The sequence below is a fragment of the Metabacillus flavus genome (genome assembly GCF_018283675.1).
Lineage (GTDB): Bacteria > Bacillota > Bacilli > Bacillales > Bacillaceae > Metabacillus_B > Metabacillus_B flavus.
The window spans coordinates 727,656-752,052 of record NZ_JAGVRK010000001.1; the positions used below are offsets into that span (position 1 = coordinate 727,656).

A 24,397-nucleotide genomic window follows, 5' to 3' on the forward strand; every position below is an offset into this window, starting at 1 on the left:
ATTGCCATACGTTTTTGTCTTTAAAAACAAAATTCCAGCGGGGAATGCATATATATAGGTAAAGGGGAGGCGGGACAAATGTTTGAAAATAAAAACAGAACTCGGATGCCTTTGATGTATATTATTGATCCCCTGATTAATGAAAGGGATCAGCCGCAGGAGCAGAAGGAAATTTTAATGAAGAAAAAGCTGAAACCAAGTCCGCTTGAAGAAGAAGAGTATACATTAATTGAAGCTGATCACGTTACAAACCTTCAAAAGGGAATGGTCATTGTATTAAATCTTGAAGATAAAGATTCTGATTTACAGAATGAAGTCTTTTTAAATAAAAATGAATCCCTAATGACTAAAGGGATTGACATGACATTAATGAAAACGAGAAGACATGAAAAAGAAGGGAAGGAGAAGCTACAGGAAGACATGGTTTTGAATACAATGGAACGGGCTGCGTTTGATTATCAAGAGACAAGGCATAATCATGAGGAGGCTGCTGAAGTGAAAAATGAAGAGCAAAATACAAGTGTTATTCAAGGCTTTGGTAAAAGGGATCATCCTTCCCGGGATTCAGGCTTTGAAAGTTTAGAAGTGGACCCTTTTAACCCTATGTTTGGAATTGATTTATTCCATTTTATGCATAAAGAAGATCCTGCATTTCCGCTAGGTACAGCTCCTCTTGAAAATCTTGAAGGAACTGAATATGAAGGTGTCACTGACAATTATAAACAATCAGAAATCAGTGATTATTTAGACAATGAGCTTGATTTAGTGGAGGAGAATGAAATTGAAGAGTTGTCATCACTGCTTGAGGGAACCGAAGAAACTGAGTTGAAGAGTACGGAAGATGGCAGTCAAGAAGTAAAAGTAGAGAGCAGTGAAGCGGAAGAGCGCATAGAAAGCACGCTGGCAGCAAAAAAAGGGGGGAATTTCCAGCTGGAGTCCGCGAAGGAAGACGTGACTGTATTAGAATCTTTATCTCACCACGAAGAGGCTAAAGAGATAGAAGATGTAAACCAAATCGAAGCTGAAGCCAGCACTGGAATTGAGGAGGAAGAACCTGTTTTTTCAGATATTCATCAGGGAGAAGTGGCTGAGACAGAGGCTTTCCCTGAAGAAACTGGGGAGCTTAAGCGGCAAGGAATAGATGAAGTCAGTCAAAACTTAGTAGAAGCCATTGGGGAAGCAGAAGCAGTGGAATCTGTCTTGCCGGAGCTTCAACAGGAAGAAGGGTATGTTTCAGAACCTTTAGCTTCTAGTGACAATGGTGAAACTGACATTCAAAATATAAAAGAAATTAGTGGAGTAAAGGAACTAGAAGGGGAAGAGGGTATCGTTTCAAAGGATTTTTCCAAGGAAATTGAAGTTTTGCAGGACCAATATAGAGGATGTTCTGCAAAGCAGCAATATAAAGCCGAAAAGGGGAGAATGGATTCAGCTGAAGAGCTATTAAAAGAAGCTGAAAAGGGCGAGAACGGGAATCGACTGAATCATAAGAAAAAGGCTCATGTAAAGGTTCCGACAGAGAAGCTTTTACTGAGGACTATGAGAGCAGTTCGTTCAGATTCGTTTAAGAATAAGACGGTTCTTGAAAAAATTGAATATATGACAGCGTTGCCTAAACACGTTACCCGGGTATTTGTGGAGGTTAAAACAAATAAAAAATTCTTTTTTGGTGTCATTTGCGCTTATTCCAGAGAACAAGAATCCCTTACCATCATTAGCAGGAACACATTAAAACTTCACACTTTGGAAATAAAAGAGATCCAAAATATTAAAATTATCAGTCTCTAATTTTCTTTGACCAGTATTGAGTCCAAGTACTGCACTCCTCCAAATACCTTACAATTCATTTCAAAGAACAAATTTGTCTTCGTTAGCTTGGATACATCATATAAATCGGTCGGATATAGATGATCATAATGCGGCTTTAAAAGGCTTAAGGTAACATAGGAAGGCGGATGAATATCCTCCATTCGAAAAAAGGGAGTGATAAAGCTATTGCTCCCTTTTTGCCTGCCAATATTGCCCGAGGTTTGAAAGACATTTCCGTTATTCAAGTAAAAAAGGAGCGGAATGGTATCTCTCTTGGATTCTAAGATAAACAAGCGCTGAATTTTGTCAGGTTCTTCTATAGCATCCTGTAGAGTTTTTATTTGATGCAGTTTTTTTAAAAGGGGATCCACATGCATGCGCAATGTCCTTCCCTCCTTTTTTTAGTCTTTTACATAATTTATGTAACTCAAAATGAAATATGAAATGTGTTCATATAGACATTTGCTGAGTATGAAGTAACTTAAAAAAAGCTCTGTTAAACTTGGCTGTTGATTGCAGTTAGCAGGCGCTCGCTTATCTTTTTAGCGGGCGGTGAGCCTCCTCGCCGCTTTGCGCCTGCGGGGGCTCACCTGTCCCGCTGCTCTAAGCAGGAGTCTCCAATCAACAGGTGTTAAAAATCAACATCAGGATTTAAAAGAGCCTAAAAAAAAGACAGTCCGAAGTATTACCGGAGCTGTCTTTAAAAAGAGAGAATAATTCTATATTATTGAGCACCATTAGCTGCTGGAGGGCAGCTGCTGGCATTTACTGCAGGCAAGCAGGAAACTCCGCAGAAGCATTTTAGATCTACAGTGATGCAGATGCCTGTTCTTCTAAATACTGGTTCTTCAAGAACTAAACAGCCATCATCAAGTTGATTAGGAAATGGTCCAAATTGTACGTTCGTTCCTGCTGGTCCGGTCCCTTCTACACATAAAAGTTCTAACTGAGCACAGCAGTTCTCAGTATCAACTGATGATACCCTAAAGAAAGCTGAGGTTTGTCTTGACAATGCATTCGGATTTGAAGGTGTAGCATTTCTTTTCCATCCTTGAGCAATAAATACCGTACCACAGAATCCGCCAACTTCTGCATTTCCACTAACGTTTTGGGAATTGCAAATTAGCTGAAAAGGAATCGTGTTGAAATTCGGGCCAGTCGAACCGCCCATTAATTCACGGATGGATTCAGAGCAGCTTGCTTGACAATCCATAGAATGATCGTCTTGTTGGGCATTAGCAATTTCAGCAAGTGTGTCGCATACACAGTTGCCGGTATCGAAGTGACTTCCACAACCCATTAAATCTTCCTCCTGTTATTATCAATTTGACTATTGTCAGTTACATGATATGTTTACGGATTTTAATGGTGTGAGAGTATAGCCTGTTTCGATGAAAATGGACAGGGGCGTAAAAACTAATCGCTGTAATGTTTTTACATAACTGTTTTGGTAAGTATCCTCGCCATCGGACTTGGGAATGGGGTACTATTTTAACATGTAGTATTATGTGAAATATGATTATCTATTGACGAATAGCTCATTCATAGATTATGATTTCACTAACAGCCGAAGAGTTAAGGCTGTGCTCGATTACAGAGCCTATATACTCCAAAGGGGAGTAGCTTACAGTTATGTCGACAATACGTGATGCATGCATGCATCGCCGGCCTGACTGGCAACAGAAATGTTGTTTGCGAGACCTTTGCCATTATGGTGAAGGGATAATTATGTTGATTCTAACCTTCACCGGCCAATGGTGGAGGTTTTTTGTTTACACAAAAACCCTTCAGAAATCTAAATGGATGAAGGAGAAATGGAAACCTTTTGAAACCGCAAAAGAACATTCTTTTGTTTGTGACGATGCTCGTCACGTTTAAGCTATACGCTGTAGCGATCATGACGCTTGAGATGCACAACCCGCCGCGAAGCCTTTCGCTGCAATCCCAGCAGAGCCAAGCGGATCAGCCGCGGCTATTGCTTAACCATAAATGAAAACCCGTTCACTAAATGTTCGCATTTAGATGCATTGACGAGAAAGTTTTAGGGAAATTTCAGAATGAGCAAAAGTCATAAAGTTCGGGGCATTACTAAATACTAATAAGAATGAAAAGGGGGACATAATTTGGACGCTGGATTATTGTTGGAATATGGATGGGTCCTGCTGATCCTGATCGGGTTAGAAGGAATCCTTGCTGCGGATAATGCTCTTGTCATTGCGACAATGGTTAAACACCTTCCGGAAGAAAGACGAAAAAAAGCCTTGTTTTACGGTTTGGCCGGGGCTTTTCTTTTCCGCTTCGGATCGCTATTTATTATTTCCTATCTAGTGGATATTTGGCAGGTGCAGGCAATCGGTGCCTTGTATTTATTAGGAATTGCGTTTTATCACATCCTGAAAAAGCATGTGCTGAAGCCTAAGGTAAAGGAGAAGGCTGAGACCGAAAATGAGGGTTCAGGATTCTGGATGACGGTGATTAAAGTTGAGGTAGCGGATATCGCATTTGCGGTAGATGCCATTCTCGCAGCGGTCGCACTCGCCGTAACCCTACCGGAAACGAGCCTTCCCGATATCGGAGGACTTGACGGGGGTCACTTCGCTGTCATTCTGACTGGTGGAATTATCGGGCTTGTCATCATGAGATTCGCAGCAAGCTACTTTGTAGTGCTGCTCGAGAAGCGGCCTGGTCTTGAAACGGCCGCCTTTGCAATCGTTGCCTGGGTAGGGGTAAAGCTTGCTGTATACGCCCTTTCTCATCCGCAGCTAGCCATTATTTCTGAAGGATTTGGGAAAAGTGTCACGTGGAAAGTGATTTTCTGGTCTGTTTTGATTTTGATTGCTGTGGTAGGCTGGTTTTTATCCAAGCCAAAAGCTGAAGTTGAAGCAGGAAGATAGAGAGAAGAGCTGGCCAAAAGGCCGGCTCTCTTTTTGTGGGGCGTGCGGCAGGTGCTGAATCGGCGGGTGCTGAAGGTGTGGGTGCTGAATCAGCGGGCGGGTGCTGAAGCGGGGCCAGTCCCGCGATGCTTCACCGCATCGGGGGACAGAGACCTTTATCAGGGAGGCCGTATGGGTCAAGGGTTTGCGAGCGAGGTGCCAGAGCTTTAGTGCGGTAAAATTTTGGGGGACTGGCACGGTGCCAGTCCCGTTCTCCTTCACCGCATCGGGGGACAGAGACGTAAAGGCTGGATGCCTTATAGTTCAAGGGTTTGCGTGGGATGGTGCCAAAGCTTTAGTACGGTAAAATCTGAGGGGACTGGCGCCATCGAGAGTCTATTCGCCGCCGATGGAGCGGGCGAACTGATGAATTACGGGCAGTTCCATGTCGATAACGGGCAAAACCATGTCGAATACGGGCAAAACCATGTCGATTACGGGCAAAACGACCATCCCTGCCTCCAACCATACAAAAAAGACGCACGGAGTTCCGTACGTCTTTCTTCGATAGTATCGGTGTGGCTCAGATCTGCCAGCACCTTCGATAAATGACTATTAAGAATTCCGTTTTTCCTCATCCAGCAGCCCTCGTTCGACCTCATCTCTAGATGGCATGCCGCCCTGCGCACCGAATTTCGTCACAGAAATGGAGGCTGCTTTGTTGGCGAACCGGATGCTTTCCGGAAGGCTTTTACCCTCCGACAGAGCTACAGCGAATGCTGCATTGAAGGTATCGCCTGCACCTGTCGTATCCAATGCTTCAACAGGGAAGGAGGGAATGACGTTTTCTATTTCCCCATCATGATAGCGGACCCCGTTCTTTCCTTCCGTCACAAACAGTTTATTTGGATTCGCTTTTAGTGCTTGCTTAATGGAGGTTTCTCCAAAAATCAGCCTTGCTTCTGTTTCGTTTGGTGTCAGATAAGATGCATTGGACAATACGCTTTCCCTCACTTTTCTCGCTGGTGCCGGGTTCAGAAGAAGGGGAATGCCATACTCCTTGCAAAGCTTGCTCACATGCTCAACCGAATCTTCGGGAATTTCCTGCTGGATCAGCACCATCGCAGATTCGCGGATGATAGGGAGCGCATCGGTAATAAGGTCAGGCGTTACGAGTTTATTGGCACCCTGGACAACAATGATGCTGTTGTCACCTTCAGCCAGAATAATATGGGCTGTACCGCTGGCCGTATCTGGAACGGGTTTCACATAGTCTGTATGAACACCGTTTGCCTGTAAATTGCTCACAATTGCCTTTCCATAGGGGTCATCTCCTACACACCCAACCATATAAACATCTGCACCAAGTCTTCCCGCTGCTACCGCCTGGTTGGCGCCTTTTCCTCCCGGTACGCTTTTAAAATCCTCTCCCAGGATCGTTTCTCCTGCTTCAGGACGTTTTGCTGCTGTGACAACAAGGTCCATGGAAGAACTTCCTATTACTGTGATTTTCGCCATATCGATCCCTCTTTCGTCGTTTTCCGTTTAATAAAGGCAGCAGGTTTAATATGTTTATCGCTGACTGACAACCATTAGAACCGCAGAAAGCACGAAGAGATCACTCGCCTTCCTCATGCTTTTTCTCTTCTTCCTCAAGCTTTTCCTTCACTTCATTCGGAAATAAATTAATTACTAGGGCAACAGGCAATAAATAACCGATAAAAGCCTGAAGGGAGGCAAAAAGCCTGGATAATTCAAATGGCGTTATATCTCCGAAACCGACCGATAAATTGGTCACGAGGCTAAAATACAGGCATTTTAAAATAAGCGCGTAAAGAGTCAGGCCTTTTTCGTCCAGGTAGTGCTCCTTCAGATGGCCCGCTCCGCTTAATTCCAAGCCTAGGTATATGGCCGCGAAAAGGAGGATGGAAACTAAATAGATAACCGCAAACAGGAGAAATCCTGTCCAGGTTTTATGCATATGGATACGTGGAAACAAGAGTATTCAATCCTTTCAAACTGGGGGTTATCGTACCCTTATACCCGTTTCCTTAGAAAATAGGCTATCTTAATTGAAATTTAATGATTAATGGAAGCCTGTATGAATCCCTTATTTATTTTGGAACTATTTTTTGGCTGAATAACCACTGTTCAAATTGCTTTGCGCCGGGATCATAATCAAGTTCCTTCATTTCAACTGAAAAAATTTTTGTGCCGAAGTGTTCAAATGATAATTCGCTATCTTGGACAGTATATTTCAAATCGTTTTGCTCAAAATCAAAGAAGATGTCCCAAATTTCTTGTGATTGCTTTTAAAAGCAATAGCTTCTAAATCAAAACCATTTTTGTAATAACCTAAGTGCAGATCATTAAAAAATTACTATTTCTCAATATGCTTTAACAGCCTTGCCACCTCCAGAATATTTTCAACAAAATAAAGACCCCATAATGGAGTCTCTAACTATCCCGTCATTTCTTTCGTTTCCTTCATGGTTCCCGCCCTCTGCATAATCCACTTTGAACAGAAAACGTATGATCGCTCATAGATTGGACTTTGGATAAACGGATAGATGAAAGTGAAGATAAAAACCGGTCCTCCGATGACTAAGCCGATCACCACCACAAGACATTCAATCAGGATTCTGACCCGGCTAATGGAAATCCCCGTTTTATCAGACAGGGAAAGCATGAATCCATCCCTCGGGCCGGCGCCAATACCGGCAGCGGAATACATGCCGCCGCCGACTCCCATTGTAATTATGGCCAGGAGCAGGATCCCTATATCTGCAGGAAGGCTGGACGGGCTGGGGAGAAAACCGATGAATAAAAAGGCATCAACCATCACTCCGACCAGGACGGCATTCAACAGAGTACCGATGTTAATGTACTTCCGACCGATAAACAGGGAACAGCCTATGAGAAAAAGTCCGACAAGAATCGTCCATGTTCCGATGGTTAAACCGAACCGGTCCTTTAATGCGATATTCAGCATATCCCAAGGGCTGACACCCAAATATTGAACCTGAATAGCCATAGCGATTCCGTAGCTGAAAATCGTCAATCCTATAAGGAAAATAATCAATCTGTAACTGTACCGCATCTGCCTTCCCCTTTTTTGCGTGTTTAAATTTGACTATACGCCACTTAAGGAGAAAAATAAACGGAAAATTAAGTTTTTTAATGAGAGGAGTTAAAACGGCTTCAGCACCATCAGGGCGATTAAGATGATGGCAGCGGAGTGAAGAAATCCGTTATAAGGGGCCATGCTATTCCCGATTTGATGATAGGATTCCGGCAGATCTTCTCCGGAATGGCTCTCAAGGATGGCTTTTTGTTCGGCAATCCGTTTCGGAAGAATGCCGGCAGCAATTGGCTGCACGGCCACATAGATAATGAGAGAGGCAATAAACCATATTTTTGTGAAGAGAACAGGGTTGAGAATACCTAATACAATTCCGGTGACAAGAAGGGTGATGCTTCCGATTTTGGCGAGTTTCTCAATGCCTGCATTCACATGAATGGCAAAATGCGCTTGTGCAGCGGTCTTAGGCCTGTTCATTAGAATCGGAAGGGCGAAGGTTGCCCCGAGTCCGCACACAGCGGCAATTACATGAATAAGAACAATAATTCCATAGATGGTCATAAACCTTTCCTCCTATAATAATGATAGGATAATAATACTAAAATATAATCCGTAATATTTAATAAATTACAAAATTTACAATTTGTAACATAAAAATAAACTTGGAATATTTATCTTTTGAAACAAGACTAAATGCAAAATACCAGGAATATATAATACTGTAACTCAGTCTTCCTGACATATATGAGGGTCATTACAAAGCGAGGAGGAAGTAAAGATGGGTACAGTTGCCTTTATTCTTCAAATTTTATTAGGTTTGGCTTTCCTTTTCTTCAGCTTTAACAAATTTGGTTCAAAGATGAACGGTGAGTTTACCCGCTACGGCTATCCGCAATGGTTCAAAATTGTAACGGGGATTGTCGAAGCTGCGGCAGGAATTCTCCTGCTCGCCGGGTACTGGAACGATCAGCTGACGGCATGGGGCTCGCTGCTTGCGACATTAACGATGCTCGGAGCGGTTGTGACCCACATGAAAGTAAAGGACGCGGGCTCGAAGTTTACGGTTCCAGTCGTGCTGCTGCTTCTTTCAGCGTTTCTTCTGTATTTGAACAGCGGGAATTTTTAATGGAAAAAGCCCCTCTTGGCATGAGGGGTTTTTCATGTTCACCGAAATGAAATTAGGATATGATGGGGTAAAAGCAAAAGAACGGGTGACACGATGAAAAAAGTTTACTGCATCGGAGAAACACTGATTGATTTTATCCCTCTTCAAAAAAACAAAGCCTTAAAGGAAGTCGGGGGATTTGAAAAAGCGGCCGGTGGTGCTCCGATGAATGCAGCTATTGCCGTTGCGAAATACGGCGGGCAATCTGTGATGCTGACCAAAATGGCTAATGACCACTTCGGCGATTTTCTGATGGACGTGATGTCTGTGAACGGAGTCGATGTTTCTCATATTGTAAGGACCGACGAAGGCGAGACCGGGCTTGCCTTCGTATCCGTTGACCAGGATGGAGAACGGAGCTTTACCTTTTACCGGAAAAATGCGGCGGATTTGCTGCTGGAGCCTGAGGAGGTTGCCCGTGTTCAGTTTCAGGAAGGGGACTTTCTCCACTTTTGTTCAGTAGATTTAGTGGAAAGCCCCATCAAACAGACGCATATAAATGTGATTGAAGATATTCGAAAGGCAAACGGCACGGTCTGCTTTGACTTGAATGTCCGAATTCCTCTCTGGCCCGACGAAGCGAGCTGCCGGGAAACGATTCTGGATTTCGTTCCGCTTGCCGACCTTATTAAAGTATCGAGCGAGGAGCTGGAATTTGTCACCGGTATTGCAGATGAAAACAAAGCCATTCAATCCCTGCTGTGCGGCCACGTTAAAGCCGTTGTTTATACAAAAGGCGGCGATGGGGCGGCAATTTATTTAAAAGAAGGCTCGAGTTTTGATGATCCCGGCTTTAAAGTAACCGTCGAGGATACGACTGGCGCAGGAGATGCGTTTATCGGAGGCTTGTTAAGCGAACTGCTGAGCCTTGAGACAAAACCGGACAGTCTCATCCAAACGCTGCAAACCCACCATGAACAGCTGCTCACCTTTGCCAATGCGTGTGGAGCCCTCGCTGCCTCGGTTAAAGGAGCCATTGAATCGGCACCTGGCAGAGAACAGGTCCTGGCATTCATCGATACGCAGCGGCCATCCGTTCTAACGGACACATCAAATAATAAAAGATAATTTTTACTGGTTAATGAGAAGCTGGATATTCCGCTTCTTTTTTTATGGGGATTGGGAAGGGCTTGATGAAGCTGGAAGAGCAGCGAGATCTTCGTAACCTTTCTTTCAAACTATCCGTCAATTAAAAAAAGGGGGAAGAATATGAGACGTACAAAACCAGTTTTTGCTATAGCAGTAATCTTTCTGTTTATCCTGTGTGCGGCATGCTCCGAAGAAAAACTAATTGTGATCGTTCAGGGACCTGAACATGAGGACAATCGGCAAGTTTCTGATCCCAAAATGGTAAAGAGGATGAAACACATCATTGATCAGGCGGATTGGAAGCAAGCAAAGGTAGAAATGACCAGTTCGCCTCAGTATCGACTTGGTTTCCAAAAGAACAAAGCCGAACCGGTTTTCTATAATGTATGGATGAATGCAGATAACCAACGACTTTCCCTTATTCAAGGGAGCAGCTATGTTCAACTATCAAAAGAAAACTCGGTAGATTTAATAGAGCTAATGAAAGGAAAGCAGGACGATATCGCTCTTTTCATTGTACAATAGGCATAGAATCGTGAGGAGGACTTGAATCATGAAACTCGATCACACCGGCATCGCTGTCAGGAGAATAGATGAAGCAATTGAATTTTATACTGAAATCCTCGGCGGCAAAATGGTCGAACGATATACGAGCGAAAAACCAGGAGTGGAAACCCATATTGCGGTTATCCATCTAGATAACCAGGTTATCGAACTTCTGGAACCGACCAGCAAAACCTCACCCATCGACCGGTTCATTCGGCAAAAGGGAAGGGGGGTCCATCACCTGGCTTACGAGGTAGATGATTTGGACAACGCCATCGTTGATTATGAAGCCCGTGGAATGACCTTCTTGAAGGATACATACCGAACTAACCCTTTCGGAAGAAGGCTCATATATATGAATCCCGCCCACACACATGGGCAGATTATCGAACTTTGTGATTATAAAGGATAACTAGAGGCAGCCTTGGATTCCATTCCGGGGCTGTTTTTTATAGGTGATTATTCTTACACTTTTTAATAATCACCCCAATTAAACTAGTTAATATCACTCATTTATTGTTTTTCACGGAAATAAGATGAGGACTTTCTTCCAATTGGGGTATATGGTAAAAAATGATAAAATTAAAAGTAGATGAATGTGGTATTTTGGCGAAAATAATTAGTTTTCGAGGTGAATGAAGATGGATTTATGGGGAACGCTCAATAGCGCCCAATCGTACATCAGCGGCGGAATTGAAGGCTTAGAGGAAAAAATCAGAAAGCTTCAAAAAGCAAACAGTGATCTTTCAAAGGAGCAGGATCAGGGGCAAAGGGAGATCAAGACCATTCAGCAGCCTGAGCTTGCCAATGAGTGGAAGGGTCCGCGTGCAAACGATTTTGATGACTCACGTGAAGCGGCCTTTAAGGACATGGAGAGAGTCTTCAGCAAGGATTACGATGAATATCAAGAAAAAATCAGCAGTGAAATAAAGAGATTGCAAGATCAGCTGAATGATTTAAAGATGGCGATGGCCTTTGCGTCTTCGATTGAAGAAGGTTTAAGAGCCGTTGATGACACGCTGGAAAGTGCCCAAAAGAAATTGGCTTCAATCGGAAATGATATTGAAAGCCTGACGAAGAAGGTGTTCTCATGACGGACATTAAGCTTGACCATGCGGAGGTTATGAAGCAGCTGGCCGATATGAAAAAAGCGCTGAGCGAAATCAAAATCGATTCGCCCTCCGCTGAGTCCCTTGGAGAAAATGACCTTAAGTTTACGAAGGTGTGGCTTGAAAAAGAGGAGCAAATCCATACGTTTGCCGATGAATACGTCAAAGCGGTTCTTAAAAATATTGAAGACACCGAAGACAACGTGAATTATTTGAGAGAGCAGGATGAAGCCATCACAATGAAATAAGTAAAGAGAGGCAGCGTGACGGATGACCAAATTATATGAATCAGACTCGTTAGCCACGGCCATTGAATCAAGGACGAAGCAGTATAAAGACCTTGAAGATAAGCTGATTACCCTTGAAAATACGTTCAAAGCACTTGTCGATAATACCGAATTTAAGGGCAAAGGCGCCGACAACATTAAAAGCTTTTACCAGGCCCAAATAGATCTGGTCAAGGACTGGAAAAAATTCATCCAGGCCGTGACTGATTTTTACAGCGACGTTCCGAAATGGGCAGAGGATTACAACCTTGCCGAATCGACTAAAGTCGCCATCCCCTTTCTTGAGGAAGGACTCGAAACAGGTTCAAAAAACAGTAAAACGATGGTTGAAACGCAGCACAGCGATCTCGAGGAGATTTTTAAACCTATTCACGATCTGATTTCCCTCACCGCTTTCTCCACAGAATCCTTCGACACCAATATGAAAAAAGCGGACACGAAAAGAAGTGAAACGGTTACGGCTGTAGAGAATCTTGATACCTCCTATAAGGAAACCTACACGGCTCAGTCCAGTACCATCGGAGTCGTCCAGCAAGGCTATATGGCTATCATGAACGCCACCGCCAAAAGCGGTTCCGTCCAGCCTATGAATTTCAACGTCAAAACCTATCAGGCCGACCCCATCCACGAGGTCCGGAAAAACGTACAGGAATCCATCGAAGCCTACCAAAAGCAGCAAGAAGAAGCCCAGAAAATCCGCGACGAAATCGCCGCAGAAAAAGCCAAAATCGAAGCGGAAAAGGCCCGCATTGAAGCCGAAAAGAACAAGCCATGGTACGAAAAAACGTGGGACGGCGTCAAAACATTTGCCGGAGAATTCAGCGGCTATTATGACTCCGTCCGGGCGACGACAGGCGTAGACCCCGTCACAGGCCGCAAGCTCTCCAACGCCGAGCGAGTAGCCGCAGGCGCCATGGCAGCCGCCGGCTTCATCCCCGTCGTCGGCTGGGCAGGCCGCGCCGTCAAAGGCGGAAGCGCGATCTATAAAACCGCCAAAGGCATAAACACAGCCAACCATATGCTCGACGCCTACAAAGGCACAAAAGCCATGGACATTCTAAACAAGACCGAAAAAGGAATCTATGGCCTCTACACCGCTAACAGCGCCTGGGAATTCGGCAGCGGCCGGGATATGTTCGGGAACAAGCTGACGGAAGAGCAAAGGCAGAATGCGCTATGGAATGGGTTGACGATGGGGTTAGTTGGGGGTGGAGCTCATATTATTGATAAGGGCGGGTTATCGAAACTAGCCAACAAAGCACCACATAGTACGGCATTTGTGAGAGATAAGGTGGCTAAGGCACAGGAATCGTTGAAGCAGATTGGGAAGCAGGTAGGAAATAAAACTCATCAAACGCTATCAGATTTAGGAACTACTGCTAAAGAGTCACTTAAAGTAGTTGGTAGAGAGATAGGTAAAGTGGATTTACCAGTTGTGGTTGTAAGAAAAGTAGCCTCTTCAACTGGTGAAACATTGAAAGTCCTTGGTATGGAAAGTAGGAAGCTTAGTGATATTATTCCAGAGCGGCAATCTGGTATAATAGAAAGTAGAAAAGTGAAAGATGAAAAAGATGCAATTTACAGTCAAACTGATGAGGATATAGGTTTTAAGGATAGTGTGGAAATAACCGGGGCAGATGTATACGGGCCACATTATGAACAAGCAATAGGATTATATGAGAGTAAAAGTGAATGGTTTCCTAACCCGGATGAGTCAACTCTTGTTAAAGGAAATGAACTTAAAGCTGCTCGTGAAGAATACAACTCTTTAGCAAATAGCGGTTTATTAGAAAAAGGTCATCATGTACAAGGTTTAGCTTTTGGTGGAGAAAATGTATCCTCAAATATTAAATTTACAGGTGAATCAACTATCAAAAGTGATAAACTTTCTGGCTTAGATTTAAGTTTTTATCACACTCAAGGATATGGAAAAGAAAATGCCAAAATATTAAAGATTCATCAGACCGAAGGGGGAGTATTCATATTTGGGAACAATCCCAACCATACTGAGGCGACTGTTTTTCAGAATAAAGTTTTAAAATGGCAAAGAGATAACGATCTAAGATAAATTGTGAGATGATAAAAAGGAGGGAGGTTTACTTTTGAAAAGAGAAATTGATGTGTTAAATAGCATTTGGTACGGAGAACAGAGTACTAGTCGAGATATTAATTCCTTGAAAAATACACTTCCTCAAATTACAAATGAAATAGAATGTATGATAATTATAGCTGAGCTATTAAAACTAGGAGATTTTGAATCCAAACAGTTGCTTATTGATCTATTGAATACAGCAAAAGATGAAGAGGTTTTAAACTTCTGTATTAAATTATTTTGTTCTGTTTCATCTCATAAAGATCTTTTAAATAGTGAGAACTTATTGTTTCTTTCAAATGTTTCTGAAAAAAATGCTGACACTTTCGCCTCTAGTGCGGTATACACATTATCTTATCATGTAATTCCATACTTATTAGCTCTTCTTGAGGAATGGGAAGATACAAGTGTAGAGGAAACGATCAGAAACAGTCTAGATATTATGCTTGATTACACTGATGAAATAGGCGAAGATGCAACCGTCGAGGAAATTGGAGAGCTGTATTATAATACTATAAAGTCCATTAACAGGGATAAATATTATTACTATTTGAAACCAGTGTTTCCTGGGGATTTAGCCAGAAATTTAGTAGAAAAATCCATTATCTCATTAAGATCTGAAAGTCCATTAAACACACATGTAATTCCCTCTTTGTTATCTATATGGAGTGGATTACGTTGTCCAGTTTATTATTCTTTAGTAATAAATGATGCTAAATATAAAGAATTAATCAATTATGTTAAGACACTTTCAAATCTAGAATGGGAAACTGGGGAAAAATATTTTTATGGGAATAAAATAAATTAAGAGCTAAAATACTATGGATTGTTCCAAATAAAGAACCTGTGTGTCCAGAAAAATACTATAAGATAAAAAGTGCCTGTCACCACCCGAAACATGTCCAATTCGGGATGTGATAGGCGCTTTTTTAAACCTTAATTATATTCCCTACCGCCATAAGCGGTTCGGTCCAGCCCATGAATTTCAACATCAATACCTATCAGGCCGACCCCACCCACGAGGTCCGGAAAAACGTACAGGAATCCATCGAAGCCTACCAAAAGCAGCAAGAAGAAGCCCAGAAAATCCGCGACCAAATTGCCGCAGAAAAAGCCAAAATCGAAGCGGAAAAGGCCCGCATCGAAGCCGAAAAGAACAAACCATGGTACGAGAAAACATGGGACGGCGTCAAAACGTTTGCCGGAGAATTCAGCGGCTATTACGACTCCGTCCGGGCGACCACAGGTGTCGACCCCATCACCGGCCGCAAGCTCTCCAACGCCGAACGCGTAGCTGCAGGCGCCATGGCAGCCGCCGGCTTCATCCCCGTCGTCGGCTGGGCAGGCCGCGCCGTCAAAGGCGGAAGCGCGATCTATAAAACCGCCAAAGGCATGAACACGGCCAACCATATGCTCGACGCCTACAAAAGCACAAAAGCCATGGACATTCTAAACAAGACCGAAAAAGGAATCTACGGCCTCTACACCGCCAACAGTGCGTGGGAATTCGGCAGCGGCCGGGATATGTTCGGGAACAAGCTGACGGAGGAGCAAAGGCAGAATGCGCTTTGGAATGGGTTGACGATGGGGTTAGTTGGGGGTGGAGCTCATATTATTGATAAGGGCGGACTATCGAAACTAGCTAACAAAGCACCACATAGTACGGCATTTGTGAGAGATAAGGTGGCTAAGGCACAGGAATCGTTGAAGCAGATTGGGAGTAGGGTTGGTTCTAGGGTTCAGGACTCGTTAAGCAAGTTTGGTCAGAAGGCAGCAGATTTAAAAGTACCAACAGCTATACGAGTTTATAGTATGGATGCAAATGGAATTAGAATCCCTTTAGTTGCAATGGAAAATAAAAGGTTTGGAGATGTAATTGCCAGACCGGTTTCTGATAAAATGAGTATAGAGAATCTTCGTACCTCTAAGGAAATTGAGAAATCGGAAATTAGAATTCCTCAAAGTACTTATAAAGAAAGACTTGGACAAACTCCTCTTAATAATGGTGCATGGACAGGGGAAAGAGGAGAATCAAAATTCATCTCAGAAAATAATGAGGCACAAGAAATCTTAGCAAATGTTGGAGAAGAAGGAGTAAACTATTCAAATGCCATCCCGGATTTCTCACCTGTTACTAAACATGAAATTGAAATTCCAAATATGACAACGGATAGGTCTATTAATTTTAGAGAAGCCGACAACAAACTTGCTAAGGAATTGGGTGTCACAAGAAAAGAAATTGTGAAAATGAGGAAAGAATTGAAGTTAACTTGGCATGAGTTAAATGATATGAAATCAATGCAGCTAGTACCTACTGTAATTAATAGTAAATTTGGCCACCTTGGTGGTGTAGGGGAAATAAAGAAATTAATCCAGATGAACATTTTTGAGGAGGATTAAAAGATGAGTGAAGAAATAAATCATGAGGTATTTGGAAAAATTACTTTTAGACATGGATGGAGAAAGAAAGACTTTGAATTAGAGATGTTTGGTAAAATTCAACTTATCGAAATAGTAATAGATGCTGAAGAAGATGGGGATTTTGAGGTTGAGCAAGAACACTCATATACAGAGTTTATGAAAGACTTAAACAAAAGAGTAAATGATGCGGAGAAATCGGTGTTTAATTATTACCAAGAGCATGTTCTTTCTTACCGAGAACAGTTTGGAACGGATGCGGATAAATTAGCTCCAAATATAAACAGTGTTGAAGAACTTGGAAATTTGGTGGTTCCTAAGCAGATATTTTTCCCCATGATATTTGATGAAGATAGAAGGGAAGCTGGCTTTATTTGTGATTGTTCCTGGGATATTGAACTTGGCTTGGGTATAAAATTTGTAAACGAATCTATAGAAGAAGTTGGAGCCCAAGATATACTTATATGAACTTTTTCTTCTGAAGATATAGCCAAAAATAAAATTTTTAAAAAGTGCCTGTCACCACCCGACAAACGACGAACTTGGGAAGTGGCTGGCACTTTTTAAAACTTCAATTATTTTCCCCGTAGCAAAAAAACAGGTCATTCTATCCAATAAATTTCAACGTCAAAAACCACCAAGTCGACAAAATTCACGAAGTTTGGAAAAACGTAGAATATAAGGAATCAAGGCCCACTAAAACAGCAAGCAGGGACAAAGGGACTGGTTCCTTGTCCCACGCTTTAGGAAAGCTCTGAAGAGAGAAATTCTCTGCGGGGCTTTTCTTTTTGTATATACATTATGCATTTGCGGTGAGGACAAGGGCACAAGAACCTCGTCCTGAGCTCCCGTGGAGTTTACTGACCTAGAAATTTATCCAGTTCTAAATGGATTCTATCCATTGCATAGGTCTAAGAGTTTATAAAGATAGCATAAATGGAGTTTGATTGAAGAAATTTTGTTTTAGTAACATTCATGCAGTTCATATAAAGGGTTGTTTACATAAATGAGAAATATTTGGAAGAGGACATTTAGTTCCTTCCTTGATTCTGTATCCGTAAGGGACTTCATTTCCTAATGATCATGTTTTAAAGGGGAGTATGTTCCAAGGAGGCCTAAATCGACCTGGTCACGGACTGGAAAAAATTCATCCAGGCCGTTACTGATTTTTACAGTGACGTTCCGAAATGGGCAGAGGATTACAACCTTGCCGAATCGACTAAAGTCGCCATCCCCTTTCTTAAGGAAGGGCTCGAAACAGGTTCAAAAAACAGTAAAACGATGGTCGAAACGCAGCACAGCGATCTCGAGGAGATTTTTAAACCTATTCACGATCTGATTTCCCTCACCGCTTTCTCCACAGAATCCTTCGACACCAATATGAAAAAAGCGGACACGAAAAGAAGTGAAACGGTTACGGCTGTAGAGAATCTTGATACCTCCTATAAGGAAACCTACACGGCTCAGTCCAGTACCATCGGAGTCGTCCAGCAAGGCTATATGGCTATCATGAACGCCACCGCCAAAAGCGGTTCCGTCCAGCCTATGAATTTCAACGTCAAAACCTATCAGGCCGACCCCATCCACGAGGTCCGGAAAAACGTACAGGAATCCATCGAAGCCTACCAAAAGCAGCAAGAGGAAGCCCAGAAAATCCGCGACGAAATCGCCGCAGAAAAAGCCAAAATCGAAGCGGAAAAGGCCCGAATCGAAGCCGAAAAGAACAAACCATGGTATGAAAAAACATGGGACGGCGTCAAAACATTTGCCGGAGAATTCAGCGGCTTTTATGACTCCGTCCGGGCGACGACAGGCGTAGACCCCGTCACAGGCCGCAAGCTCTCCAACGCCGAGCGCGTAGCCGCAGGCGCCATGGCAGCGGCAGGCTTCATCCCCGTCGTCGGCTGGGCAGGCCGCGCCGTCAAAGGCGGAAGCGGGATTTATAAAACCGCCAAAGGCATAAACACAGCCAACCATATGCTCGACGCCTACAAAAGCACAAAAGCCATGGACATTCTAAACAAGACTGAAAAAGGAATCTACGGCCTCTACACCGCCAACAGCGCCTGGGAATTCGGCAGCGGCCGGGATATGTTCGGGAACAAGCTGACAGAGGAGCAAAGGCAGAATGCGCTATGGAATGGGTTGACGATGGGGCTTGTTGGGGGTGGGGCTCATATTATTGATAAGGGCGGACTTCAAAAGCTCGGAAGCAAATTCCCGTACAGCACGAATTATGTGAAGGACAAACTCGCCAACGCCAACAATACTCTAAGGCAGATCGGAAGCAGGATAGGATCCAGAACGGAGGATGGCTTCCGCAGCATGCGAAACAGTGTTAACACCATCGGGACCAGAGCTAAGGACGCTGTGAACCAGGTTAAAAAGAGAGCGCTGGATATTGAGGTTTCAACACCTCGTGTGTATAGCACAGCAGGCGGTCCGGGCATGCCACTGATTCAATGGGAGAAGCAAAAGCTTGGGGATATGATTCAGAGGATGGATTCAGGTGAAAATGTAAAGGCAAGTAACAAAGCTATGTACGGTGATAAGTTTTTGCCAAAAAAAGAAGATTTGGATGGTTTGCGAAAAAAGTGGAATGTTCCAGAAACACAAACAGTTGCAATTGGAAAAACTGATATACCTGGACTTGAAGATTTAAGTTTTGAAGGGGGTTCTCCAAAAGTTAGAAAAGAAGCAGGGCTACCAAGTTTGGATGAAATATACCCTGATCGGGAAATTAAAGCTCCATATAATAGAACAATAAGAGGACACGCCCAGTTTATGGACCATGCAGAGGAAGGTGTAATAGCATCTTTCGAAGATTCTGTAAAAAAAGCAGGTATTGAGCCACATGAGTTGAAAGGAATACTTTATATTCACCAGTCTAATCCCAACGGAATTTGTAATAAATGTACAAAAGGATTATTTGATCCTGTTGCAATAGGTGAGAGGGGAATTTTTAAGCAATTAACTGATATGTATCCAAATTTAAATATAAAGGTATCTACAGAAATAGATTCAGGTCTACCATATCCTAGAGATACTTTGTCTTTTGAGATTCTTAACGGTGTCACAAAAGATGTTGTTAAAATAAAAAAGTGAATAAGGAATGATTATTATGAATTCTATTGAAAACCTCAAAGCAGAAGAGAAGGTAGCAGTTGGACTAGTGATAGCGGAAAAAATGTTTAATAGTCTTGCTATAGAAGAACCAGGGTATAATACTGGAAGAGAAGCATTAGATTCTAGTTGGAAATGGCTTGAAGGTGGAAATATTAGTGGAGATGAATTATGCAACTATATAGACAGCGAAGATTATATAGATGTAGCGGAGTTTGCGAACAAAGAAAAAGACGCTCAAAAGCAGTATGCGTGGTATTCCGTTTTAGATGCGGTTTCATATACAACATACCAAGCATATAACAAAGAGGGAAGGAGATTTCTTCCTCAAGTCATTGAAATAATTGATGATGAAACTTTGATAACATTATGTGAAAACGCAATAGAATCTGGACAAGTTGAAAAGGAAAATCTTAATAATATAATTAGTTATGTATCAGAAAACGGTTACGTATCTGAGAAAAATATAAAAAAGGATAGTTTACCATTTTTTTGAGAATCTATCTTGGGAGTCCCCTGGTAATGACCAGGGGGTTTTTTTGTTAGAGGACGAAGTTTAAAAGGATGGGACAAAACGCTGTAAATATGAGAGGCCGTTGCAGCTGAAGTCAAAGCAGGTATAAGGGTTACTGGAAAGGAAAGTTTTATCTAAAGAAATGGAAAAATAATTGAGTAAATGAGGGATACTATGTTAGATACACTTCGGAAATTAAGAGAAAACATGGGACGGCGTCAAAACCTTCACAGGCGAAGTCAACGACTACTATGACTCTGTCCGCGCGGCAACCGGAGTCGACCCGGTCTCCGGTCGCAATCTCTCAGACGTCGAACGTGTTGCTTCCGGAGCCATGGCCGTCGCTGGCTTCATCCCCGTCATCGGCTAGGCCGAGCACGCCATCAAAGGCGGGACCGCCATTGTGAAAACCGCAATTGATTTTACTGAGGGAATTCATATAGATACAAATATTGGATCGATCATCATTCGGGTGGAAATTTATCTGTGAAGAGATAATGGGGGGATTCATATGGTTATGAAGATAAAATAACGAAGCTAACTGAAGAATTTGAAAATGATAAAACTGGAGAAAAAGTACAAGGAATAACAATAATTGTGGATGGAAAGTTTCAACAAGTTTTAGATATTTAGAGAACAGCATGGTTACGAGAATTATACTGATTTGATAAGAGATGCTTTATTTGAAGGAATGAATGGATTAAGGAAGCGGTAATATAAAAGTTATCCAAAGGCTTCATATCGCCAATGGTAGTGATTTTACTGATGAAGAATTGTTAGAATTTGAAAGTTAACTATGCAATAACTTTAACGAGACAGCTCCCATTGTTATTCATTTATTCAAAAGTAGTGTCTGTCACCATCCGAACATGTCAGAAGACCTGATTTTGGTTTGCAGGGGATTGTTTAAATCTTGTCCTCTGTACCTATTTATTAGAAGGATTTAATATAATTTCGGAGGTGCCAAATGGAAGGCGAAACAATTTATGACAAAAAATATATTATTGATAACGGGCTGGTATTTAACGATCAGTTGAGTTACGGAGGAGATGAATATGACTCCTTTATAGTTAAATACGATCAAAATAATAATGAACATATATATACTGGTATTATTTATGAGCTATACGAGAATGGGAACATTGCAAATTATTATGAAGTAAAAGCTGGTATAAAAGAAGGTTTAATGGTTTATTTCTTTCCAAATGGCCAAATTAAGGAAATTAAAAGATTGGAAAAGAACTCTTTGGAAGGTTTGCAAAAAGAATTTTCTGAAAATGGTGTTATAAAATCAAAAGAGCATAGAGTTTCCGGAAGATTAATGTCTTTTAAAAAGTATGATAGCAAGGGGAATATTATTGAAGAAGAAACCGAACCTGCAAAAATAGAACTAAACTATAGGAACATGTAAGGAAGATAATGAGTATTGGGAATTTAAAAAAGAACAAGAAAAATGGACTGCTGAAATTCCATTGAGGCGATGAGAAATACAAAATCCGGGAACTGAGAATTGAAAAGGCGATTTCAGCCTCCATCGAACACAAGAGGGCATTCATTAAAGAAACAAATAAAGCACTCTCATGAGTGCTTTATTTCATCTTATTAGTTTAGTTTTTGTATCGCGTAATCGGCTTCTTCTTTAGTAAACTTCTCCCCGTACTCAGAAGTGAGCTGATCTCTTATGGATTCAGGGGACATGTTCATTTGGGACTGATAATCTTTTGCTTTTTTTAAAGCATTTTCTTTGTAGTCCGCTTTTAAATTGTCGACGGCATATTTCGCTTCTTCCGTCGTGAATTTCTCGCCGCTGTCTGAGGTCAGCTGGTCATAGATGCCTGCTTTGGACATGTACATCGTGTCTGAATACGATTGGGCTTTCGCGAGTGCGTTCGCATTCCAGTCGTGCTCTAGGTTTTCTATAGCGTAATCGGCTGCCTCTTTTGAGAACTTTTCGCCGTACTCTGATGTCAATTGGTCGGATATGGAGTTTTTTGACATATCCATGGTGCTTGCGTAGGATTTTGCTTTATCGAGTGCAGAGGCGTGCTCGGCAGGAACGTTGCTCTCTTCCGCTTCCTCGACTGCTATCTCTTCTGCTTCCTCGACTGCTATCTCTTCTGTTGCATCTTCTGCAGGTGCCGGTTCTGTTTCCTCGACGACTACCTCTTCAGTCGTCGTTTCCACTGCAGCTGGCTCTGTTTCGACCTCTTCTGCTTCCGCTGCCACCGGTTTTTCTTCCGGTTGTTCTTCTTGTCCTCCGCCGACAGTCCCTGCACCAATCAAAAAGATAATGGCCCATACCCACCATTTCTTATACCAGGATTTTTTAGATTTTACTTGTGCTTGCACGTTGTGTGCCTCCTTCTTAATTTAACTGATTTAGTATATCATGCCTGCATCGTTTGTAACGCTTTTATTTTCCTTGATTTTCACCTTTTTCCACATTAAAGTATCCTTGCCCCGATATGAACTGTTTAAGCGGAATCCCTTCCTTGCTCAACCGTTTAAACTCTTCTGGGGTCCCTTCGTTAAAGATACAGGTTCATTTTATGGGTCCCGTCAAGGTGGTGGCCAAGAATGGTAACAATGGGTTCAATTGCTACTTCGATGGCGTCCACAGTAACCGAGATAATGCGACCTCCAAGGATGTCCCTATTTCACAGTCCGACCGTTCCAGCAAGCTCGGCAGCAAATTTCCGTACAGCACGAACTATGTGAAGGACAAACTCGTCAATGCAAATAGCAGATAGGAAGCCGGGTAGGATCGAGAACAGAGGATGCCTTACGAAATACCCTAACGGCTGCAAACAAAATGGGGACAAGAGCCAAAGAGGCCGTCAACTATGTTAAACAGAAAGTATTAAATACCAAGGTTCCAAAAGAAGTCCGTGTGAAGTGACAGGCACCTTTTTAAAGAAATTTATTATATTCATCACAGTAAAAAGCCGTTCAGTACAGTCAATGGATTGGCATACAAACATGTATGATAGTTATGGAACTGTAAAATTCATTCCAATTGTTCAGTGTTTAAGATATCATAATTTTTAGAATAAGTAATATTAGTTTCGAAAACATAGTCTGCTAGAGGATGTGAATGATATGGGATTCTTTCAGCGCTTTTTTAAGAAAGTGGAAGAGGTAAATAATCAAGAAGCGGCCGCTTCTGAACTGGAGTCTGAGTTATATGTCGAGTCACCGGAAGAAGAGGCAATGAACCTATGGGTGGAAATTGCACAGAATATTCTTGTCAATTCAGTCAGGGCCACTGGTAATTCAGTCGATCGTGCTTTTGTTTTAGTTGAAATGAGAGAACAGCCTTCTTTCGATATTTTTTATCAAAAAGATGGAGATTTAGTAATGTGGTACGAGCTGGAAGATCCTGCGATTAAAGAAAGAATTGAAAATGAGCTTTTGCCGCAAGCGCCGAGTGTTGCGTCTGCGGTGAATGGAAACTTTGCTGAAATTGGACAACCTGAAATTACATTTGCCCAGCTGCAGTTTGAGTGGGCAACGAAAGCATGGTTTTCTCATATCATCAGGGAAGATGATGCTCATGCCAAGCTTGCCAAGGATGAGGTTTTACATAATTGGTTCAATAACTTAAGTACGGAAATTAAAACGCAGCAATTGGATAGCGATACAAAGCTTTCGTGGTATCCATAAACGTATAATAAAAACTGTACACCGGAGGCAAACCATGAAAAATATCATCATCCAAAGACCCGTACCAGCCCAGACAAACGAACTGCACCAATTCTTCAGCCGCGTCATCACCGATACCTTCATTAAAGAAGGAATTGGCGACAGAAAAGAGGACTTAAAAGACGAGATAGCTGAAAAAGTATATTATCTTCAAAGTGATTTTGAAACGAATGGAGAAAAGCGATTTTTTTTAGCTGCATTAGAAGATGGCAAGGTCATTGGCACGATTGAATTTGGTCCTGCAAGTGAACTCATTTGTAAATGTACAAACGGCACTTATAAAGATCTGATGGAGGTTGGCACGGTGTTTGTAGATCCGGATTATCAGAAGAATGGACTTGGCAGCCGGATGCTGCAGGCTATGTTTGCCGAATTGAGGAATCGGGGATTTGAAGAATTTTGTCTGGACAGCGGCTATGGCCAGGCACAGCAGATCTGGAGTAAAAGATTTGGGGAGCCGGAGTATTGGCTGCGGGATTATTGGGGAGAGGGATTGGATCATATGATTTGGAGGTTTAAGGTTAGGGATGTTTTGGTTTAGTTTTTTTCATTTAAATGGCCAAGTTCCGAACAAAAAAAGGGCTATAG

25 protein-coding genes and 3 pseudogenes are annotated in these 24,397 nt (G+C 42.3%); 20 read left to right on the forward strand and 8 right to left on the reverse strand.

Features of this window, described 5'->3' with window-relative positions; genetic code table 11:
* The first annotated feature begins 78 nt into the window (after positions 1–78).
* The gene (locus J9317_RS03805; RefSeq protein ID WP_211556556.1) at positions 79–1,788 is read left to right on the forward strand and encodes a CotO family spore coat protein; all 1,710 of its coding nucleotides are present in this window, start codon (positions 79–81) and stop codon (positions 1,786–1,788) included.
* Here J9317_RS03805 and J9317_RS03810 read toward each other — a convergent pair.
* Positions 1,785–2,192, reverse strand: a complete 408-nt coding sequence (locus J9317_RS03810; RefSeq protein WP_211556557.1) for a CotY/CotZ family spore coat protein — start codon at positions 2,190–2,192, stop codon at positions 1,785–1,787. The genes J9317_RS03805 and J9317_RS03810 overlap by 4 nt on opposite strands.
* Positions 2,193–2,533: 341 nt before the next feature.
* Positions 2,534–3,109, reverse strand: a complete 576-nt coding sequence (locus J9317_RS03815; protein ID WP_211556558.1) for a CotY/CotZ family spore coat protein — start codon at positions 3,107–3,109, stop codon at positions 2,534–2,536.
* 525 nt (positions 3,110–3,634) lie between these two features.
* Between J9317_RS03815 and J9317_RS03820 the strand changes: the two genes are divergently transcribed.
* Both J9317_RS03820 and J9317_RS03825 read left to right on the forward strand, forming a co-directional pair.
* Positions 3,635–3,802 carry a hypothetical protein gene (locus tag J9317_RS03820; RefSeq protein WP_211556559.1) on the forward strand — a complete coding sequence of 56 codons (168 nt, stop codon included), beginning with the start codon at positions 3,635–3,637 and terminating at the stop codon, positions 3,800–3,802.
* Between the two features lie 130 nt (positions 3,803–3,932).
* On the forward strand, positions 3,933–4,703 hold the full coding sequence (locus tag J9317_RS03825; RefSeq protein WP_211556560.1) for a TerC family protein: 771 nt from the start codon (positions 3,933–3,935) through the stop codon (positions 4,701–4,703).
* 594 nt (positions 4,704–5,297) lie between these two features.
* Here J9317_RS03825 and rbsK read toward each other — a convergent pair.
* From rbsK to J9317_RS03850, 5 genes and pseudogenes are all read right to left on the reverse strand, one after another.
* Entirely contained in the window at positions 5,298–6,200 is a 903-nt protein-coding gene (gene rbsK, locus J9317_RS03830; RefSeq protein ID WP_211556561.1) for a ribokinase, read from the reverse strand.
* 100 nt (positions 6,201–6,300) lie between these two features.
* Complete coding sequence (locus J9317_RS03835) at positions 6,301–6,681, reverse strand: two pore domain potassium channel family protein (protein ID WP_211556562.1); 381 nt, start codon at positions 6,679–6,681, stop codon at positions 6,301–6,303.
* A gap of 115 nt (positions 6,682–6,796) precedes the next feature.
* Positions 6,797–7,047, reverse strand: a pseudogene (locus J9317_RS20990) (DUF3986 family protein).
* Positions 7,048–7,143: 96 nt separating this feature from the next.
* Entirely contained in the window at positions 7,144–7,782 is a 639-nt protein-coding gene (locus J9317_RS03845; RefSeq protein ID WP_211556563.1) for a YczE/YyaS/YitT family protein, read from the reverse strand.
* Between the two features lie 90 nt (positions 7,783–7,872).
* Positions 7,873–8,325, reverse strand: a complete 453-nt coding sequence (locus J9317_RS03850; RefSeq protein ID WP_211556564.1) for a DUF2269 family protein — start codon at positions 8,323–8,325, stop codon at positions 7,873–7,875.
* 217 nt (positions 8,326–8,542) lie between these two features.
* Here J9317_RS03850 and J9317_RS03855 point away from each other — a divergent pair, with 217 nt between their 5' ends.
* The 15 genes and pseudogenes from J9317_RS03855 (at position 8,543) to J9317_RS03920 (ending at position 21,518) form a co-directional block, all read left to right on the forward strand.
* On the forward strand, positions 8,543–8,890 hold the full coding sequence (locus tag J9317_RS03855; RefSeq protein WP_211556565.1) for a DoxX family protein: 348 nt from the start codon (positions 8,543–8,545) through the stop codon (positions 8,888–8,890).
* Between the two features lie 93 nt (positions 8,891–8,983).
* Positions 8,984–9,997, forward strand: a complete 1,014-nt coding sequence (locus J9317_RS03860) for a carbohydrate kinase family protein (protein ID WP_211556566.1) — start codon at positions 8,984–8,986, stop codon at positions 9,995–9,997.
* A 141-nt stretch (positions 9,998–10,138) separates the two neighbouring features.
* Positions 10,139–10,543, forward strand: coding sequence for a YhfM domain-containing protein (locus J9317_RS03865; protein ID WP_211556567.1), 405 nt, complete (start codon positions 10,139–10,141; stop codon positions 10,541–10,543).
* 28 nt (positions 10,544–10,571) lie between these two features.
* Positions 10,572–10,976 carry a VOC family protein gene (locus tag J9317_RS03870; RefSeq protein WP_211556568.1) on the forward strand — a complete coding sequence of 135 codons (405 nt, stop codon included), beginning with the start codon at positions 10,572–10,574 and terminating at the stop codon, positions 10,974–10,976.
* 229 nt (positions 10,977–11,205) lie between these two features.
* Positions 11,206–11,658 (forward strand): YwqH-like family protein, encoded by a 453-nt coding sequence (locus tag J9317_RS03875; protein WP_211556569.1) that lies wholly within the window; start codon positions 11,206–11,208, stop codon positions 11,656–11,658.
* On the forward strand, positions 11,655–11,921 hold the full coding sequence (locus J9317_RS03880; RefSeq protein ID WP_211556570.1) for a YwqI/YxiC family protein: 267 nt from the start codon (positions 11,655–11,657) through the stop codon (positions 11,919–11,921). The genes J9317_RS03875 and J9317_RS03880 overlap by 4 nt, the downstream gene beginning before the upstream one ends.
* A 22-nt stretch (positions 11,922–11,943) precedes the next feature.
* Positions 11,944–14,028, forward strand: a complete 2,085-nt coding sequence (locus tag J9317_RS03885; RefSeq protein ID WP_211556571.1) for a T7SS effector LXG polymorphic toxin — start codon at positions 11,944–11,946, stop codon at positions 14,026–14,028.
* 34 nt (positions 14,029–14,062) lie between these two features.
* Positions 14,063–14,860 carry an Imm47 family immunity protein gene (imm47, locus tag J9317_RS03890; protein ID WP_211556572.1) on the forward strand — a complete coding sequence of 266 codons (798 nt, stop codon included), beginning with the start codon at positions 14,063–14,065 and terminating at the stop codon, positions 14,858–14,860.
* Positions 14,861–15,030: 170 nt separating this feature from the next.
* Positions 15,031–16,452 (forward strand): pre-toxin TG domain-containing protein, encoded by a 1,422-nt coding sequence (locus J9317_RS20995; RefSeq protein ID WP_211556573.1) that lies wholly within the window; start codon positions 15,031–15,033, stop codon positions 16,450–16,452.
* Positions 16,453–16,455: 3 nt separating this feature from the next.
* Positions 16,456–16,938 (forward strand): DUF6985 domain-containing protein, encoded by a 483-nt coding sequence (locus tag J9317_RS03900; RefSeq protein WP_211556574.1) that lies wholly within the window; start codon positions 16,456–16,458, stop codon positions 16,936–16,938.
* A 681-nt stretch (positions 16,939–17,619) separates the two neighbouring features.
* Positions 17,620–18,342, forward strand: a pseudogene (locus J9317_RS21000) (T7SS effector LXG polymorphic toxin); the annotation flags it as partial.
* A 135-nt stretch (positions 18,343–18,477) separates the two neighbouring features.
* A complete protein-coding gene (locus tag J9317_RS20510; protein ID WP_249291985.1) occupies positions 18,478–19,575 on the forward strand; it encodes a hypothetical protein in 1,098 nt (365 codons plus the stop codon).
* A 16-nt stretch (positions 19,576–19,591) separates the two neighbouring features.
* Entirely contained in the window at positions 19,592–20,089 is a 498-nt protein-coding gene (locus J9317_RS03910) for an Imm6 family immunity protein (protein WP_211556576.1), read from the forward strand.
* Between the two features lie 217 nt (positions 20,090–20,306).
* Positions 20,307–20,474, forward strand: a pseudogene (locus tag J9317_RS03915) (pre-toxin TG domain-containing protein); the annotation flags it as partial.
* 600 nt (positions 20,475–21,074) lie between these two features.
* Positions 21,075–21,518: a toxin-antitoxin system YwqK family antitoxin gene (locus J9317_RS03920; RefSeq protein WP_211556577.1), complete on the forward strand. Its 444-nt coding sequence runs from the start codon at positions 21,075–21,077 to the stop codon at positions 21,516–21,518.
* A gap of 191 nt (positions 21,519–21,709) precedes the next feature.
* Here the strand turns inward: J9317_RS03920 and J9317_RS03925 are convergent, their stop codons facing one another.
* Positions 21,710–22,456, reverse strand: coding sequence for an Ltp family lipoprotein (locus tag J9317_RS03925; protein WP_211556578.1), 747 nt, complete (start codon positions 22,454–22,456; stop codon positions 21,710–21,712).
* Positions 22,457–23,206: 750 nt separating this feature from the next.
* On the opposite strand from J9317_RS03925, the gene J9317_RS03930 reads away from it, so the two are divergent.
* Together J9317_RS03930 and J9317_RS03935 are read left to right on the forward strand one after the other, a co-directional pair.
* A complete protein-coding gene (locus J9317_RS03930; protein ID WP_211556579.1) occupies positions 23,207–23,770 on the forward strand; it encodes a hypothetical protein in 564 nt (187 codons plus the stop codon).
* A 34-nt stretch (positions 23,771–23,804) separates the two neighbouring features.
* Positions 23,805–24,350, forward strand: coding sequence for a GNAT family N-acetyltransferase (locus tag J9317_RS03935; RefSeq protein WP_211556580.1), 546 nt, complete (start codon positions 23,805–23,807; stop codon positions 24,348–24,350).
* Positions 24,351–24,397 lie beyond the last annotated feature (47 nt).

Bases quoted from the DNA above. Each gene is read 5' to 3' on its own strand.
- J9317_RS03805 (WP_211556556.1), top strand. From the start codon at position 79: ATGTTTGAAAATAAAAACAGAACTCGGATGCCTTTGATGTATATTATT.
- J9317_RS03815 (WP_211556558.1), bottom strand. From the start codon at position 3,109: ATGGGTTGTGGAAGTCACTTCGATACCGGCAACTGTGTATGCGACACA.
- rbsK (WP_211556561.1), bottom strand. From the start codon at position 6,200: ATGGCGAAAATCACAGTAATAGGAAGTTCTTCCATGGACCTTGTTGTC.
- J9317_RS03845 (WP_211556563.1), bottom strand. From the start codon at position 7,782: ATGCGGTACAGTTACAGATTGATTATTTTCCTTATAGGATTGACGATT.
- J9317_RS03850 (WP_211556564.1), bottom strand. From the start codon at position 8,325: ATGACCATCTATGGAATTATTGTTCTTATTCATGTAATTGCCGCTGTG.
- J9317_RS03855 (WP_211556565.1), top strand. From the start codon at position 8,543: ATGGGTACAGTTGCCTTTATTCTTCAAATTTTATTAGGTTTGGCTTTC.
- J9317_RS03860 (WP_211556566.1), top strand. From the start codon at position 8,984: ATGAAAAAAGTTTACTGCATCGGAGAAACACTGATTGATTTTATCCCT.
- J9317_RS03865 (WP_211556567.1), top strand. From the start codon at position 10,139: ATGAGACGTACAAAACCAGTTTTTGCTATAGCAGTAATCTTTCTGTTT.
- J9317_RS03870 (WP_211556568.1), top strand. From the start codon at position 10,572: ATGAAACTCGATCACACCGGCATCGCTGTCAGGAGAATAGATGAAGCA.
- J9317_RS03875 (WP_211556569.1), top strand. From the start codon at position 11,206: ATGGATTTATGGGGAACGCTCAATAGCGCCCAATCGTACATCAGCGGC.
- J9317_RS03880 (WP_211556570.1), top strand. From the start codon at position 11,655: ATGACGGACATTAAGCTTGACCATGCGGAGGTTATGAAGCAGCTGGCC.
- J9317_RS03885 (WP_211556571.1), top strand. From the start codon at position 11,944: ATGACCAAATTATATGAATCAGACTCGTTAGCCACGGCCATTGAATCA.
- J9317_RS20995 (WP_211556573.1), top strand. From the start codon at position 15,031: ATGAATTTCAACATCAATACCTATCAGGCCGACCCCACCCACGAGGTC.
- J9317_RS03900 (WP_211556574.1), top strand. From the start codon at position 16,456: ATGAGTGAAGAAATAAATCATGAGGTATTTGGAAAAATTACTTTTAGA.
- J9317_RS20510 (WP_249291985.1), top strand. From the start codon at position 18,478: ATGGACATTCTAAACAAGACTGAAAAAGGAATCTACGGCCTCTACACC.
- J9317_RS03910 (WP_211556576.1), top strand. From the start codon at position 19,592: ATGAATTCTATTGAAAACCTCAAAGCAGAAGAGAAGGTAGCAGTTGGA.
- J9317_RS03920 (WP_211556577.1), top strand. From the start codon at position 21,075: ATGGAAGGCGAAACAATTTATGACAAAAAATATATTATTGATAACGGG.
- J9317_RS03930 (WP_211556579.1), top strand. From the start codon at position 23,207: ATGGGATTCTTTCAGCGCTTTTTTAAGAAAGTGGAAGAGGTAAATAAT.
- J9317_RS03935 (WP_211556580.1), top strand. From the start codon at position 23,805: ATGAAAAATATCATCATCCAAAGACCCGTACCAGCCCAGACAAACGAA.